The organism is bacterium (genome assembly GCA_023228325.1).
In the GTDB taxonomy this organism is placed as follows: domain Bacteria; phylum Auribacterota; class UBA6266; order UBA6266; family UBA6266; genus UBA6266.
The window spans coordinates 468,467-483,592 of record JALOBK010000001.1 but is presented as its reverse complement, the minus strand read 5'-3'; the positions used below and the strand labels follow the sequence as shown (position 1 = coordinate 483,592).

Here is a 15,126-nt window from a genome sequence, read left to right as displayed (position 1 = left end):
TTCAGGAGTTATTGATGACTGAGTTAAAAGCAACCAGGGATGCGTATGGGGAAGCGCTTGTAGAAATAGGCAAAAACAATAAAAATATTGTTGTTTTGGACGCTGATTTATCTGCTTCGACAAAAACCGCGAAATTCAGGAAGCATTTTCCTGATAGATTTTTAAATATCGGAATAGCCGAGCAAAATCTTATTAATGTTGCTGCGGGGCTTTCAACCTGCGGAAAGATTGTTTTTGCCAGCAGTTTTGCCCTGTTTGCTACCGGAAGGCCGTGGGAACAGATAAGAAATACGGTGGCTTATTCGAATCTTAATGTCAAAATTGTGGCATCGCACGGAGGAATATCCGTAGGCGCGGATGGCTCTTCCCATCAAAGCCTTGAAGATATTGCGATAATGAGAGCCATCCCTAATATGAAGGTTATAGTTCCGTGTGACGCTAATGAAAGTCATAATGCGGTGTTGGCGGCGGCTGCCGCGCCCGGACCTTTTTATATAAGGCTTGGACGGGAAAAAGTCCCTATGATTACCGATCCAAAACACAAGTTCAGGGTAGGTAAAGCTGAAGTGTTAAGAGACGGAGACGATGTAAGTATTATTGCCTGCGGGATAATGGTGGATGCCGCTTTAAAAGCTGCGGATATCCTGCAAAAAGATGGAGTGAAAGCTTCGGTAATAGATATGCATACGATAAAACCTGTTGATACTGAAATAATAATGAAATATGCCCGGAAAACCGGTTGTATGGTGACGGCCGAGGAACATAGTATTATTGGAGGTTTGGGCGGGGCTGTATGTGAATTTTTGAGCGAAAACCATCCGCTGCCTGTCTATAGAATAGGAACGCGGGATTGTTTTGGGCAATCCGGTGAGCCGGCGTCGCTCTTGAAAGAATATAATATGACTCCTGAAAACATATGTAAGGGAGCCAGAAAAGTCATAAAAATGAAAAAATGATTATTATGAGGAGACTCTGATGAAAAAGATATTTGTATTGATAACATCAATTTTGCTTATTGCAACGTTATCTTATTCAGCTTTAGACGGCGAGAAAGCTCCATCCCAGCCTGACGATGATATTTATAAACAGATGGAACAGCTTGCTGTTGTTTTTGCGATTGTTGAGAAAGATTATGTTGATGATGTTGACCAGAAAAAGCTTGTTTACGGGGCTATGAAAGGGATTATTGCGGAACTTGATCCTCACAGCCAGTTCATGGAACCGGAAATGTATAAGGAAATTAAAGTTGAAACGGAAGGTGAGTTTGGCGGCCTCGGGATAGAAATAACAGTCAGGGATAGCCTGCTTACGGTTATTGCGCCGATGGAAGGAACGCCTGCCGAGCGCGCAGGTTTAAAAACCGGCGACAAAATAATTAAAATCGACGGTGAAAGCACGAAGGATATGACTTTAATGAAAGCCGTCAGCAAGCTGAGGGGAAAGCCGGGCACAAAAGTGCATATTGTTGTATTAAGGTCAAATCAAAAAGTATTGGATTTTGATGTTGTAAGGGACATCATAAAAGTCGAAAGCATTAAAGATGCCAAAATACTTGAGAATAGTATCGGCTATATCAGGATTGTACAGTTCCAGGAAAATACAGGCAGAGATTTTGAAAAAGCGTTAACGGATATGGAAACCAGAGGCATGAAGTCATTGATAATTGATTTAAGAAATAATCCCGGCGGGTTATTGCAGACAGCCGTTGAAGTGGCTGACAGGTTTGTGGAAAACGGCAAAGTCATAGTGTCCATACAGGGCAAGTTGCCTTCGCAAAACGTAGTTTTTAACGCGAAAGACAGGACAACCCATAAAGAATACCCTATCGCGGTGCTTATAAACAATGGTTCTGCAAGCGGTTCTGAAATAGTTGCGGGCGCGCTTAAGGACTATAAAAAAGCTATTTTAATAGGGGAAAAAACATTTGGCAAGGGATCTGTGCAGAGTGTTATACCCCTGAATGACGGTTCAGCATTAAGGTTGACTACCGCAAAATATTTTACTCCCAGCGGAGTTACCATACACGGGGTGGGAATTATTCCCGATATTGAAGTTGACATTTCTGATGAAGAGGAAGTAAAACTTGTTTTAAAGAAATATGCGGAGCTTGAAAAAGCTTTGAAGCAGAGTGAACAGACTGATAATGCCGAAAAAAATGCAGTAGATGAAGAAGAAGTCAAAGACATACAGCTTCAAAGGGCAATAGACCTTTTAAAAGCTATGGATATATTTGATAAGACGTTGTCGGATGCTTCTTTTGCCAAGGAGAAAAGTGTTAACTAATTCCGTATTGTGCCGTTTTTCTCTGACTATTTTATTGGTTTTTATCCTGTTTCTCCCAACAGAATCGTTGTCCGCCAGGAAAAAAAGAACGCTCTCCGGGCCTTCCGGAAAAGAGCCGGTAAAACTTGTGGAAGAAGTTTCTTTATACCTCCGCCAGAAAGGTATTGCCAATAAAATCAGCTTCGCAGAAAAGAGGAATACGGGTTTTTGTGTCGATATTTTTCTGAAACCCTCTGAGGATTATTTAGCAAAGGATATAACGGACGGCTTGAAAAGCATATTCGTCAGATCCGGGGCGAAAGTTCAGCCGGCGAAAAAGATAGAGCTGTCGGATGGGACTGGGTGTTTTGAAAAACATCTTATTTTCATTAAAAGGAAGAAAACGGGGGTTTTGAGGTTCAACCGCGTATATTCGGGTTACGTGGCCATAATAATCGATGATTTCGGCAACAGTTTGAATTATTTCCGTCTGCTTGAAAAAATAAAAGAACCTGTTGACTGTGCCGTGCTTCCGCACCTGCGGTATTCGAAAGAGAGCGCGGCTAAATTGAACTCAATGGGTTTTGAAGTTATGCTTCATTGTCCGATGGAGCCTGAATCCATGACAGTTGATGCGGGTAAAGGGGTAATCCTTTCGGATATGAATGAACAGGAGGTAAGGGAAACTCTGGAAAAAAACCTTGAATCCGTTCCTTTTGCCGCCGGAATAAATAATCATATGGGATCAAAAGCCTGCGGGGCAAAGAATCTTATCAGGACGGTTCTGAAGCAAACGGATGAAAAAGGTCTTTTCTTTGTCGACAGCCTTACCTCAAGTAGTTCCGTCATCTGTGAGGTTGCGGAAGAAATCGGGTGTCCTGTCATAAAAAGGGATATTTTCCTGGACAATGTCAAAGAAGATAAAGCGATAAGGGATGCTTTTGAAAATTTAATAAGGCTGTCAAAAAAGGAAGGCAAAGCGGTTGGTATTGGGCATTACCGCGAACAGACGCTGAAGATTCTGATTTCTTATCTGGATGTGATAAAATATAATGATTTAAAAATCGTTCCCGCGTCCGAAATGGTAATAATAGGGGATGGATATTGAAAATATTAGGTATTGAAACTTCCTGTGATGAAACTTCAGCCGCCGTGGTCTCCGGAGGTAAAAAAATATTATCCAATATCATTTCTTCACAGGTCGATATACACAGGAGATTCGGGGGTGTTGTCCCTGAAATAGCCAGCAGGGCTCATCTTGAAAGCATAGGGAACATTGTGGATATCGCGATACAGTCTGCCGGCATAAAAGTTTCGGATATAGACGGTGTAGCTGTTACCAGGGGCCCGGGTTTGATTGGAGCATTATTGGTAGGCATTTCTTTTGCCGAAGCATTTGCCGAATCTATAAAAAAACCCCTTGCAGGCGTCAATCACCTGCATGCGCATGTGTATGCGAATTTCCTTTCGGAAGATTCTTTAAAAATGCCTTTTATCTGGCTTCTTGTTTCCGGAGGCCACACATTACTCGGTATAGCGAAAGATATTGACGAATATGAGCTATTGGGCACGACAGTTGATGATGCTGCGGGTGAAGCGTTTGATAAAGTCGCCAAACTTTTGGGGCTTGAATATCCGGGCGGGCCCGCAATACAAAAAATTGCCGCGGGGGGAAACCCTTCTTTAATTAATTTTCCAAGAGCAAGAGTGAAGAAGAACCCTTATTTTTTCAGTTTCAGCGGATTGAAAACGGCGGTTTTATATTATGTGAAAGATAACGAAAAATCCGGGCTGGACATTCCGTCTATCGCCGCATCTTTCCAGGAAGCGGTAGCGGATGTTCTTGTTTCCAGGACCATAAAGGCTTCCTTTAAATACGGCATAAACAGAATAATTTTAGGCGGAGGGGTCGCATGCAACAGCAGGCTGAGAGAGAAATTTTCGATAGATTGTGAAAAAAACAATATAGAGCTTTTTATCCCTCCTTTAGATTTGTGTACTGACAATGCGGCGATGGTTGCCGGCTTGGGATTTGAAATTATCAGAAGAGGCCTGAACGGCGGATTTCATGCAGACCCCAATCTGAAAATATAGTAATTAGTTGAACTTATAGGTGAGACATGTTACATTTTTGTAACGGTCTTTCTGATTCTTTTGGCTTTGCTTTTATTTCTATTTTAAAATTTTGATGGATATTTATGACCCAACAAAGTGATTATATTGCCAGTATTCTGATGGATGTCGGCCTGGTTGATGAAGAATCCGTTGAAAAGGCCAAGGAACATTCTGTCAAAACAGGAAAAAGTTTTCAGGAAGCCCTTGTTGAGCTCGGTTTGTGCAGGGAAATTGACATTCTTAAAGCTCTGGCAGTCCAATTCGGAATGGAGTTCATCCAGTTAAGCGATATAGATATTCCCAAGGACATAATAAAATTAATCCCGCCCGAAACCGCAAAAAAGTACAAGATTGTTCCCATCAAAAAGAAAGGAGACACTCTTACGGTTGCGCTGTTCGAACCCACTGATGCGGATATATTTGATAATTTAAGTTTTGTTCTGAAGTGTAATATAGAAGGGGTAGTAGCCACAAAAGAGGACATCCTGGCGGCTCTTGATAAATACTATGGAGTTACCGAAGAAACAGTGGATAAAATGATTGCCGAACTCAGCGAGGGGGATATAACTTTTTTAGATGAAAAAACGCGCAATGCGGAAGAAGAAGGAGTAGCCGAAGAAGCTCCCGTTATAAAACTTGTAAGTTTGCTGATTTTAGAAGCGTTCAAGATGAGGTCAAGCGATATTCATCTGGAACCGCTGGAAAGAAAATTCAGGGTCCGTTACAGAATAGACGGTGTCCTTCATGAAATGCAGTCTCCGCCCAAAAGACTTCAGGGTTCCATTATTTCGAGAATAAAAATTATGTCCAATATGTCTATTGCCGAAAAACGGCTTCCTCAGGACGGCAGGATAAAAATCAATCTGATGGGAAAAGAGATAGATTTGCGTGTTTCGTCCCTGCCCGCCAATCACGGGGAAAGTGTTGTATTGAGGCTGCTTGACAAATCAAGCCTTCTCCTGGGCCTTTCCGAACTCGGATTTTTTGCCGACGACCAGGAAACTTTTGAAAGTCTCATAGCTCTCCCCAACGGGATATTGCTTATAACAGGCCCTACCGGCAGCGGAAAAACCACGACGCTGTACGGCGCTCTGAATTATATAAACCGGCCTGACAGAAAAATTATAACGGTTGAAGACCCTGTCGAGTATATGCTGTCAGGGATAAATCAGGTGCAGGTTAATGAGGATATAGGTCTTACATTCGCAAATGTGCTGAGATCAATATTAAGGCAGGCTCCCAATGTTATAATGATCGGTGAAATCCGTGATATTGAAACGGCAAATATTGCGGTACAGGCGTCCCTGACAGGTCATTTGGTATTTTCCACGCTTCATACCAATGATTCATCGGGGGCCATTACGAGGCTGATAGACCAGGGTGTTAAACCGTTCCTGGTTGCGTCTTCCGTACAGGCTATTTTAGCTCAGAGGCTGGTCAGGAAAATCTGTAATGCGTGTAAACAGGAATATAAGCCCAGCGAGTATGAAATGTCCGCCGCGAAACTTGACCCTGAGAAAATAAAAGATATGAAATTTTATAAAGGCGCCGGCTGTAGCGAGTGTAACAATACGGGATATAGAGGAAGAATAGGAATCTATGAGTTGCTGATAGTCAATGATGAAATAAGAAAGATGATATATCAGAAATGTACGAGCGGAGTTATAAGGCAGAAAGCAAGAGAAGTGGGGATGAGAACTTTGCGGGAAGACGGTATAAGAAAAGTTTTGGGCGGGATTACTACTTTGGATGAAGTTTTTCGCATTACACAGATGGATATTGAATAGTATGAATTTGAGAGGGAAAAAATATGTATGAGATGAAAGATCTTCTGCAGTTGGTTGTGGATGAGAGTGCTTCGGACCTTCATATAACCGTTGATTCTCCGCCCGTTTTAAGGATGGATGGGGAACTGTGCCCTATCGAAGGGGAAAAACTTACGCCCGCAGACACGGAACGTCTTATGAAAGCCGTGACATCCGAAGTCCATATCCAGAGGGTGAGAGAAGAGGGTGGCACCGATTTCGGTTTCGGATTCGGAGAACAGGCAAGGTTCAGGGTAAGTGTTTACCGTCAGAAAGGCAGGTATGCATTAAGCTTGAGGTTGATACCGTCTAAACTTATGAGTTTTGAAGAAATAGGGCTTGGCCCCGGACTTAAAGACCTTTTGTATAAACCGAGAGGACTTGTTCTGGTTACAGGCCCGACCGGGTCGGGAAAAACCACGACGCTTGCCACCATGATCGACTTTATTAATGATGAGAGGAAAGCGCATATTATAACTATTGAAGATCCTATTGAATATTATCATAAGCACAAAAACTGTATTGTAACACAAAGAGAAATAGGGGTGGATGTCCCATCCTTTTCCGAAGCGCTGAGGAGAGCATTAAGGCAGGACCCGGATGTAGTGCTTGTAGGTGAAATGAGAGATGTTACCACGATGGAGGCTGCGATAACAGCGGCGGAAACCGGGCACCTTGTCTTTGCGACGTTACATACGACGGGCGCGGTCAGGACGATGGATAGGATAATCAATGCGTTTCCCGCAAATCAGCAGGAGCAGATAAGACAGCAGGTTGCGGCGTCCATCCAGGCTGTGATATCCCAGCAGTTATTGGTAAAAGCCGACGGCAAAGGCAGAATCGCCGCCTTTGAGGTTATGATTGCCACAGATTCGATAAGGGCTCATATCAGGGAGAAGAAAACTTTCAGAATCGTTTCGGATCTTCAGACCGGACAGAAACTCGGAATGCATACGCTTGATGCCCATCTGTATGAACTTTACAGGGCCAATCTTATCAGGTATGAGGATTTGATAGCATATGCTCAGGACCCGGGTGAAATTATCGAGAAACTTAACAAGGGCAAGAGGTAAGACACAGGATGACCACCGACAGTATTTTTTTAGGACAGCTCTTGGTTGAGAGAGGGCTTATTACAAAGGAACAGCTTGGAGAAGCCAAAGATGAACATGAGCGTACCGGCAGGCTGCTCGGACATGTTCTTGTTGATTTCGGGTATGTTTCGGAAGAAGATATTATAATGGCTCTCGGCCAGGAACTCGGCATGGAAACAGTTAACTTAAAAAAAGCCGAGATCCCCAAAGAAGTTATAGATAAGATTCCTTCAAATATGGCGAGGCTGTATGAAATTTTACCCTGTGAATTAAGAGGCAATACTTTGATTATTGCTATGGCGGATCCTCTCAATCCCAATATGCTTGATGACTTGAGATTTATGATTGATATGGATATAAAAGGCGCTATCAGCAACAAACAGGATATAGAGGATGCTATTAAAAAATATTATGGAGATGAGACCGAGACATTTACGGAACTTTTGGAAGAGATAGAAGAAGAAATGCCTTCAGGTTCGGTTGAAGATTCGGAGAATATGGACCTTACAAGCCTGAAAGAACTGGCGAGCGAAGCGCCCGTAGTAAGGCTCCTCAATCTTGTTTTAATTCAGGCTATTAAAGACAGGGCGAGCGATATCCATTTTGAACCTTTCGAGGATGAATTTAAAATACGTTATAGGATAGACGGAGTTTTGTATGAGATGGTTCCGCCCCCTAAACATCTGGCGCTGGCCATAACCTCAAGAATAAAAGTTATGGCGAACCTTGACATTGCGGAAAGGCGGCTTCCCCAGGACGGCAGGATACAGTTGAATATAAGCGGAAGAAATGTTGATTTGAGAATTTCCACGCTTCCGACGCAATTCGGCGAAAGTGTCGTTATGAGAGTTCTTGACAGAAGCAATGTCCAGCTTGACCTCGAGGCGCTTGGACTCAAAGAAGACACCATGAAAATTATTGAAGATTTGATAATCAAACCAAACGGTATTGTTATAGTAACAGGTCCGACAGGTTCGGGGAAAACAACCACGTTATATTCCTGCCTCCGGAAAATAAACAAGATAGAAGAAAAACTTATAACAACGGAAGATCCCGTTGAATATGATATAGAAGGTATTATCCAGGTAGCCATAAGAGAAGAAATAGGATTGACCTTTGCCCGCTGTCTCAGGAGCATATTGAGGCAGGACCCCGATAAAATAATGGTTGGGGAAATCCGCGACCTTGAAACGGCGGAAATTGCTATCCAGGCGTCCCTGACAGGACATTTGGTCTTCAGCACGCTCCATACCAACGATGCGTCAGGAAGTATTACCAGGCTGATAGATATGAATGTTGAACCGTTCCTTATAACGTCGACGCTCCAGGCGATTCTTGCGCAGCGGCTGGTAAGAACGACTTGTACGAAATGTAAAACCGAGTTTGAACCGACTGAAGAGATGCTTATACAGGTGGGATTGACTCCCGATGAAGTAAAAGGGAAAAAATTCTATTTCGGTAAAGGTTGTGATAACTGCAACAATACCGGATATAAGGGTAGAGCGGGGATATTTGAGCTTCTTATCATAACGGATGAAATAAGGGAACTTATTATGGAAAAAGCCCCCGCGGTGGCAATAAAAGAAAAAGCGAAAGAACTCGGAATGAGGACTTTGCATGAAGATGCCATGATAAAATTGTTTGACGGGGACACGACCATAGAAGAAGTGGCTTTGTGGACTGAAATCAGTTAAATCCTTCGGAGGATAACGATATGGGAATGTTTAATTATAATGCCATGGATTCCAAGGGGAAAGAGATTCACGGGACAATTGATGCGAGCAATGTCAATGATGCTATCGCGAAATTAAGAGATAAAGGTTTATTTCCCACTAAAGTTACACAGCAGGATGCAAAAAAACCGGTGATGGGTTCTCCTCAGCAGGGAAAGAAAAGTTTTATGCAGATGGAACTCAGTTTTCTCGGCGGCGGTGTAAAAAGCAAAAATCTTGCTATGTTCACAAGACAGCTTGCGACATTGATTGATGCCGGGCTTCCGCTCTTAAGGTGTCTTAATGTATTGAAGAGTCAGGAGAAGAACGCGACATTGAAGAGAACCGTAAACGAACTTTCGGATATGGTTGAAGGGGGCAGCACCTTTTCCGAAGCGCTGGCTCATTATCCGAAGATTTTTTCAAAGTTATTCGTAAATATGGTAAAAGCGGGCGAAGCGGGAGGAGTTCTCGAGCTTGTTCTGAACAGGGTTGCCGATTTTATGGAGAAAAGCGAAAAACTGAAGGCTAAGGTCAAATCGGCTATGATATATCCCGCTTTCGTTATAATAGTGGCTCTTGGCGTATTGGCTTTCCTTATGGCTTTTATCGTGCCCAAGTTCGGAGATATGTTTAAGGATATGAAACTTGAGCTACCGCCTGTTACACAATTTTTGATTAATGCCAGTGATTTTTGCATTGAGAACTGGTATGTCCCTATTATAGCCATTGCGGGAATAGTAGTTTCGATAAAATTAATCGCGAAAACCAAAAAAGGAAAGTTTGCCATGGACTCTCTGAAACTCAATGCTCCGGTTTTCGGGTCGCTGGTGAGGAAAGTCGCGATTGCGCGGTTTACCAGAACACTCGGCACGCTGATTACGAGCGGAGTTCCCATTCTGCAGGCGCTGTCGATAGTAAAAGATACTGTCGGTAATGAAGTGATATCAACGGCTGTCGAAAGTGTCCATGACAGCATCAGGGAAGGAGAATCGATAGTAGAACCGCTGAAGCAGAGTAAAGTTTTCCCGCCTGTTGTCGTAAGTATGATAGACGTCGGCGAAGAAACAGGTGAACTTGCGGAAATGTTGATAAAAATAGCCGACAATTATGATGAGGATGTTGATAATGCGGTTGCCGGGTTGACTTCTCTTTTGGAACCTGTGCTGATTGTCTCATTGGCCGTGATAGTCGGTTTTATTGTCATAGCTCTGTTTTTACCTTTAATTGCTTTAATCCAGAAGCTTTCAGGATAGCAAAACAGGTTTTTGATACTTATAAAAGAGGCGGGCACAAAACGAGAAAGCTTATTCCTGAATCCTCTTGTTTTGGTATTTGCTTCTCGGGGTCTTCTATTCCATGAGCCTGAAACAGAAGTTTATAATTGTTATCTTTGCTTTTATGGTGCTTATTTGCGGTTTGTTCATTGCCTATTTCACAGCCCTCTATACAAAGGCGCTTATCATAGAGAGGAACACGGTTTCGGATTTTAGCGGTCTTGCGGAAGAAATCATCAGATTAAATGTATCGGATATAAACCTTCCCGATGCCGCGAATCAGAAACTCGCTTCCCTGTCCGAGAAGTTCCCTTATATAGTAAATGTGAATGTCAGCGAAAAGGAAAATAGCCTGATAAGGCCTGGCAGCGATATCTATGTTTCGAATAATAAAAACTCGTTGTTTATTTCCGCCGGCATAGACAGGGAACCTTTCACGGGCAAAATAATAGCAAACACTTTTAATTTTTCAATACTGATTTTTATATTGAGCATGCTTGTAATATCATGGGCCGCGTATATGATGATTTCAGGTTTTATATTGAGGCCTCTTGAACGCCTTCGAGAACGGCTGGAAAGCATATCCAGAGAGGATTACGGCAAAACAATAGAAATTTTTAAGGGGCAAGATGAAATATCATCGTTTATAAACGTTTTTAATAAGATGACGACTGAGCTGCAGAACCTTAAGGATATAAATCAAAATAAGCTTGAAAGCCTTCACAATGAAGTTGATAAAAAAGAAAGGCAGATGATTATTGCTCAAAGGCTGGCCGCGACCGGGCAGCTTGCAGCCGGTATAGCCCATGAAATTAATAATCCTCTCGGGGGCATGATAAATGCTGTTGCCCAATTGAGAAAACAGCAGGACCTTTCATCAAAGGAGATTGAATATCTGGATATGGTTTACAGCGGATTGCAGAAAATACGCGATACTGTAAGAAAAATTTTAAGGTTTGAATTTTCTCAGAGCAAAACAAGCGCGGCGCCTGTAAATATTAACGAAGCATTGGAAAGATCGCTGGCTTTTATAGAGCACAAGATAGAAGAGAAACAGGTTGAAGTTAAAACAAAGTTTAAAATTTCAGGTGCTAAAATTACGGGCGATATGTCCGATTTGCAGCAGGCCTTCCTTAACCTCCTGCTTAATGCGGTTGACGCGGTTTCCGAAGGGGGGAAAATAGAGATAAGCACTGAAACGGAAAACGGTTTTGTGATTGTGAAAATTAAGGATAACGGCTGCGGAATAGACGATGTTGAACTGCCTAAGATATTCGACCTTTTCTATACATCTAAGATCTCAGGCCGGGGAATAGGCCTTGGATTGTCTATCACACATAACATAATCAGAAATCATAACGGTATGATTGATGTCAGGAGCAAAAAAGATTACGGGACGGAATTTGTGATTAAATTTCCTTCTGCCGGAGATAACGCGTGAAAATTCTTATAGCTGATGATGAACAGGGCATAAGGCTGACGCTGAAAGACAGCCTTGAAGAATCGGGATTTTCGGTCTTTGCCGTTGAAAACGGGAATGAAGCCGTTAATATGCTCAAAGAACGGAAATTCGACTGTGTAATTTCCGATATCCGCATGCCCGGTATGAACGGTATATCTTTGCTTAAATACATTAAAGATGAAATGCCCGAGACGGAGGTGATACTGATTACGGCGTTTGGAGATGTTGAACAGGCTGTGCAGGCTATGAAGTTGGGCGCGAATGATTATATTGTAAAACCGTTTATGAACGAAGAAGTAATCCTGAAAGTAAAAAAGATAGAGGAATTGCATGAACTGAAGGTCGAAAACTTTAAATTAAAGCAACAAATATCGGGAGATGCCGGATTTGGCAATCTGGTAGGCCGCAGCCGGGAAATGAAAGAGATTTTTAACCTGATTGAAACGGTCGCTCCGGCGGATTCATCTGTTTTGCTGTGCGGTGAATCGGGTACAGGCAAGGAACTCGTGGCAAATCTTATACATGCGAAAAGCTTAAGAAAAAGAAAAACGCTTGTTAAGCTGAGCTGTGCTGTTTTTCCCGAAACACTTCTTGAAGATGAATTATTCGGACATGAGAAGGGCGCGTATACGGATGCAAAAGCAAAAAAAATAGGGAGGTTTGAACAGGCGGACGGAGGCACGATATTTCTTGATGATATCGATGATATAAGCCCGAAAATTCAGGTTAAGCTTCTCAGGGTCCTTCAGGAAAGGTGTTTTGAAAGGCTGGGAGGCACGGAAACCGTGCATATAGACATAAGAATCATTGCCGCTACCAAGAAAGATCTCGGGAAATTAGTTGAAAAGGGTTTTTTCCGGGAGGATTTATATTATCGTTTGAATGTGATCCCTATATTCATCCCTCCTCTGAGAGACCATATGCAGGATATAAAATTTTTGGCGGAACATTTTATAAAGATGTACGGCAGAGGAGTGGATTACAGTATAGAGCCCCGGATTCTTGAAAAGATGATGACTTATAGCTGGCCCGGAAACGTGAGGGAGCTTGAAAATGCAATCGAAAGGGCAATCGCGTTGTCGGGAGAAAACAAAAGGCTGAAAGAGGAGCACCTGTTCCTGTCGCAGAAAAAAGACGCCTTATACGGAATTGCGGATAATCTGAAACTCAGGGATTACGTCGAGAAGCTTTCGGCGAGGCATATAGCGGAGGTTTTGAAGAAAGCCGGCGGAAAAAAATCTCTTGCGGCGAAAATACTTGGTATCAGCAGAAAATCATTATGGGAAAAGATGAAAGAACATAACATTGAAAATGAAAAAAACCTTTAATGTAATTTCATTTTGTTATATTCTTTGTTTTTATCCGGTTGGCAAATACGGTTTATTAAGAGGGTTATCATGAATATTTTAGTGATTAATGCGGGCAGTTCTTCCTTGAAATTTTCCATTTTTGAAATGGTTGAGCATAAGGTCCTTGCAGAAGGTATAATCGAGAGGATCGGGCAGGAAGGCTCTACATGTAAATATAAAAAATACGGACAGGAAGAAATAAAGGAATCCGTAAAAGGCAGTGATTATAAAAACGCGCTTGCCGAGACGGTAAAATTTCTGTTGCATAAGAAACACGGAGTTATAAAGTCGAAGAATGAAATTCAGGCAATAGGCCATCGTGTAGTGCACGGCGGCGAATTTATATCAAAACCTGTTCTTATAGATCAGGAGATAAAAAGAATTATAAAAAACTGTTTTGAACTGGCGCCGCTGCATAATCCGCCTAATTTTATGGGGATTGTAGCTTGCGAAGAGATGTTTCCCGGGATAAAACAGGTCGGTGTTTTTGATACCGCTTTTCATCAGAGCATACCGAAACACGCTTTTTTATACGGTTTGCCCATTGAATTATATGAAAACGAAGGGATAAGGAGATATGGTTTCCACGGCACATCCCACAGGTTTATTGCGGGTAAATGCGCAGAATTGTTGCCCGAGAGTAAAAATGGCGTCAATATAATTTCGGTGCACCTCGGCAACGGATGCAGCGTAACCGCGGTTAAAGACGGCAAATCAATTGATACAAGTATGGGTTTTACTCCCCTTGAAGGTTTGGTTATGGGAACCAGGTGCGGTGATATCGATCCTGCGATAGTTTTTCATCTGATGGAACATAAAGGGTATTCCAGAGATGAAATTGACCGATTATTGAATAAGAAAAGCGGGTTGCTGGGATTGGCTGAGATAGGAACAAGCGATATGAGGGATATATTAAAGGCTGTTAAAGACGGCAATAAGAAAGCGGAAGCGGCGCTTGATGTATTTTGCTACAGGATTAAAAAATATATAGGCGCGTATACTGCTGTAATCGGCAAAGTCGAAGCGTTGGTTTTTACTGCCGGCATAGGAGAAAATGTGCCTGTAGTGCGGGAAAAAGTATGCAGCGGGCTGGAACCATTGGGCTATGAACTGGATGTAAGCAAAAATGAGAAGAATGAAATGGTGGTCAGCGCTGATAAATCCAATTCTCGAATAATGGTTATCCCCACACATGAAGACTTGAAAATTGCGCAGGATACGCTCCATGTATTACAGGAATCGGGTTTTATAAGCCGGTAATATCTATGTTTTGAATAATGAGGACTATCAATGGAAGTTTTAATTTTAGCCGCCGGATATGCTACGAGATTGTATCCTCTCACATTAAACAGGGCTAAACCGCTTCTTAAGGTGGGCGGCAAGCGTATAATAGACTATATAGTTGATAATGTTAATAAGATTGACGGTTTAAAGAGAATAAACGTTGTTTGTAATAATAAGTTCAATGGCGATTTTATCCATTGGGCCGAAAACAGCCCTTCCCGGACTCCCATCAAAATATTAAATGATAAATCGGAAAAAGACGGCGGAAAACTTGGCGCAATCGGGGATATCCGCCTGACCATCGATAAATTTCAGATAAAAAACGACCTTCTGGTTATCGGAGGGGATAATCTGTTTGATTTGGATCTGGCGGACTTTGTTTCATTCGCAAAATCAAAAGGCGCCGCAATATGCCTTTATGATGTGAGAGACAAAGAGTTGGCGGCGAAATATGCGTCTGTTACTCTGGATAAGGAACGCAAAATAGTCAGATTTGAGGAAAAACCGGCAAACCCGGAAACTACTTTGATCTCGATGTGCATTTATTATTATCCCGGCGGTGTATTACCGATGATAACTGATTATCTTGATGCCGGCGGCAATCCTGACGCCCCCGGTTTTTTTAATCAGTGGCTTTATAAAAAGATAGAAGTCTACGGGTATGTTTTTAAGGGAAAATGGTTTGATATCGGAGATAACGAATCTTTACGGCTGGCGGACCGCGCGGCCGGTCTTTTCAAATAATACCTTGCCCCTATTCTCGCTA

General features: G+C 42.4%; 12 protein-coding genes. All 12 read left to right on the top strand.

Features of this window, described 5'->3' with window-relative positions; all coding sequences use genetic code 11:
• Positions 1 to 14 precede the first annotated feature (14 nt).
• Complete coding sequence (locus M0R36_02230; protein ID MCK9554622.1) at positions 15 to 956, top strand: transketolase family protein; 942 nt, start codon at positions 15 to 17, stop codon at positions 954 to 956.
• Between the two features lie 19 nt (positions 957 to 975).
• Positions 976 to 2,283 carry a S41 family peptidase gene (locus M0R36_02225; protein ID MCK9554621.1) on the top strand — a complete coding sequence of 436 codons (1,308 nt, stop codon included), beginning with the start codon at positions 976 to 978 and terminating at the stop codon, positions 2,281 to 2,283.
• Positions 2,273 to 3,370 carry a divergent polysaccharide deacetylase family protein gene (locus tag M0R36_02220; GenBank protein ID MCK9554620.1) on the top strand — a complete coding sequence of 366 codons (1,098 nt, stop codon included), beginning with the start codon at positions 2,273 to 2,275 and terminating at the stop codon, positions 3,368 to 3,370. The genes M0R36_02225 and M0R36_02220 overlap by 11 nt, the downstream gene beginning before the upstream one ends.
• The gene (tsaD, locus tag M0R36_02215; GenBank protein ID MCK9554619.1) at positions 3,367 to 4,356 is read left to right on the top strand and encodes a tRNA (adenosine(37)-N6)-threonylcarbamoyltransferase complex transferase subunit TsaD; all 990 of its coding nucleotides are present in this window, start codon (positions 3,367 to 3,369) and stop codon (positions 4,354 to 4,356) included. Before M0R36_02220 ends, tsaD begins: the two co-directional genes overlap by 4 nt.
• Before the next feature lie 104 nt (positions 4,357 to 4,460).
• Positions 4,461 to 6,164 carry a type II secretion system ATPase GspE gene (gene gspE / locus M0R36_02210; GenBank protein ID MCK9554618.1) on the top strand — a complete coding sequence of 568 codons (1,704 nt, stop codon included), beginning with the start codon at positions 4,461 to 4,463 and terminating at the stop codon, positions 6,162 to 6,164.
• A gap of 23 nt (positions 6,165 to 6,187) precedes the next feature.
• On the top strand, positions 6,188 to 7,255 hold the full coding sequence (locus M0R36_02205; protein ID MCK9554617.1) for a PilT/PilU family type 4a pilus ATPase: 1,068 nt from the start codon (positions 6,188 to 6,190) through the stop codon (positions 7,253 to 7,255).
• A gap of 8 nt (positions 7,256 to 7,263) precedes the next feature.
• Entirely contained in the window at positions 7,264 to 8,970 is a 1,707-nt protein-coding gene (gene gspE, locus M0R36_02200; GenBank protein MCK9554616.1) for a type II secretion system ATPase GspE, read from the top strand.
• A 20-nt stretch (positions 8,971 to 8,990) separates the two neighbouring features.
• Positions 8,991 to 10,244, top strand: a complete 1,254-nt coding sequence (gene gspF, locus M0R36_02195; GenBank protein ID MCK9554615.1) for a type II secretion system inner membrane protein GspF — start codon at positions 8,991 to 8,993, stop codon at positions 10,242 to 10,244.
• 103 nt (positions 10,245 to 10,347) lie between these two features.
• Positions 10,348 to 11,706: an ATP-binding protein gene (locus M0R36_02190; GenBank protein MCK9554614.1), complete on the top strand. Its 1,359-nt coding sequence runs from the start codon at positions 10,348 to 10,350 to the stop codon at positions 11,704 to 11,706.
• Positions 11,703 to 13,055: a sigma-54 dependent transcriptional regulator gene (locus M0R36_02185; GenBank protein MCK9554613.1), complete on the top strand. Its 1,353-nt coding sequence runs from the start codon at positions 11,703 to 11,705 to the stop codon at positions 13,053 to 13,055. The genes M0R36_02190 and M0R36_02185 overlap by 4 nt, the downstream gene beginning before the upstream one ends.
• A gap of 69 nt (positions 13,056 to 13,124) precedes the next feature.
• On the top strand, positions 13,125 to 14,336 hold the full coding sequence (locus tag M0R36_02180) for an acetate kinase (GenBank protein MCK9554612.1): 1,212 nt from the start codon (positions 13,125 to 13,127) through the stop codon (positions 14,334 to 14,336).
• Between the two features lie 30 nt (positions 14,337 to 14,366).
• Complete coding sequence (locus M0R36_02175) at positions 14,367 to 15,104, top strand: nucleotidyltransferase family protein (protein MCK9554611.1); 738 nt, start codon at positions 14,367 to 14,369, stop codon at positions 15,102 to 15,104.
• Positions 15,105 to 15,126: the final 22 nt, after the last annotated feature.

What these genes read in the sequence shown, in the direction of transcription:
- M0R36_02230 (MCK9554622.1), top strand. Translation starts at nt 15, where the DNA reads ATGACTGAGTTAAAAGCAACCAGGGATGCGTATGGGGAAGCGCTTGTA.
- M0R36_02225 (MCK9554621.1), top strand. Translation starts at nt 976, where the DNA reads ATGAAAAAGATATTTGTATTGATAACATCAATTTTGCTTATTGCAACG.
- gspE (MCK9554618.1), top strand. Translation starts at nt 4,461, where the DNA reads ATGACCCAACAAAGTGATTATATTGCCAGTATTCTGATGGATGTCGGC.
- M0R36_02205 (MCK9554617.1), top strand. Translation starts at nt 6,188, where the DNA reads ATGTATGAGATGAAAGATCTTCTGCAGTTGGTTGTGGATGAGAGTGCT.
- gspE (MCK9554616.1), top strand. Translation starts at nt 7,264, where the DNA reads ATGACCACCGACAGTATTTTTTTAGGACAGCTCTTGGTTGAGAGAGGG.
- gspF (MCK9554615.1), top strand. Translation starts at nt 8,991, where the DNA reads ATGGGAATGTTTAATTATAATGCCATGGATTCCAAGGGGAAAGAGATT.
- M0R36_02190 (MCK9554614.1), top strand. Translation starts at nt 10,348, where the DNA reads ATGAGCCTGAAACAGAAGTTTATAATTGTTATCTTTGCTTTTATGGTG.
- M0R36_02180 (MCK9554612.1), top strand. Translation starts at nt 13,125, where the DNA reads ATGAATATTTTAGTGATTAATGCGGGCAGTTCTTCCTTGAAATTTTCC.
- M0R36_02175 (MCK9554611.1), top strand. Translation starts at nt 14,367, where the DNA reads ATGGAAGTTTTAATTTTAGCCGCCGGATATGCTACGAGATTGTATCCT.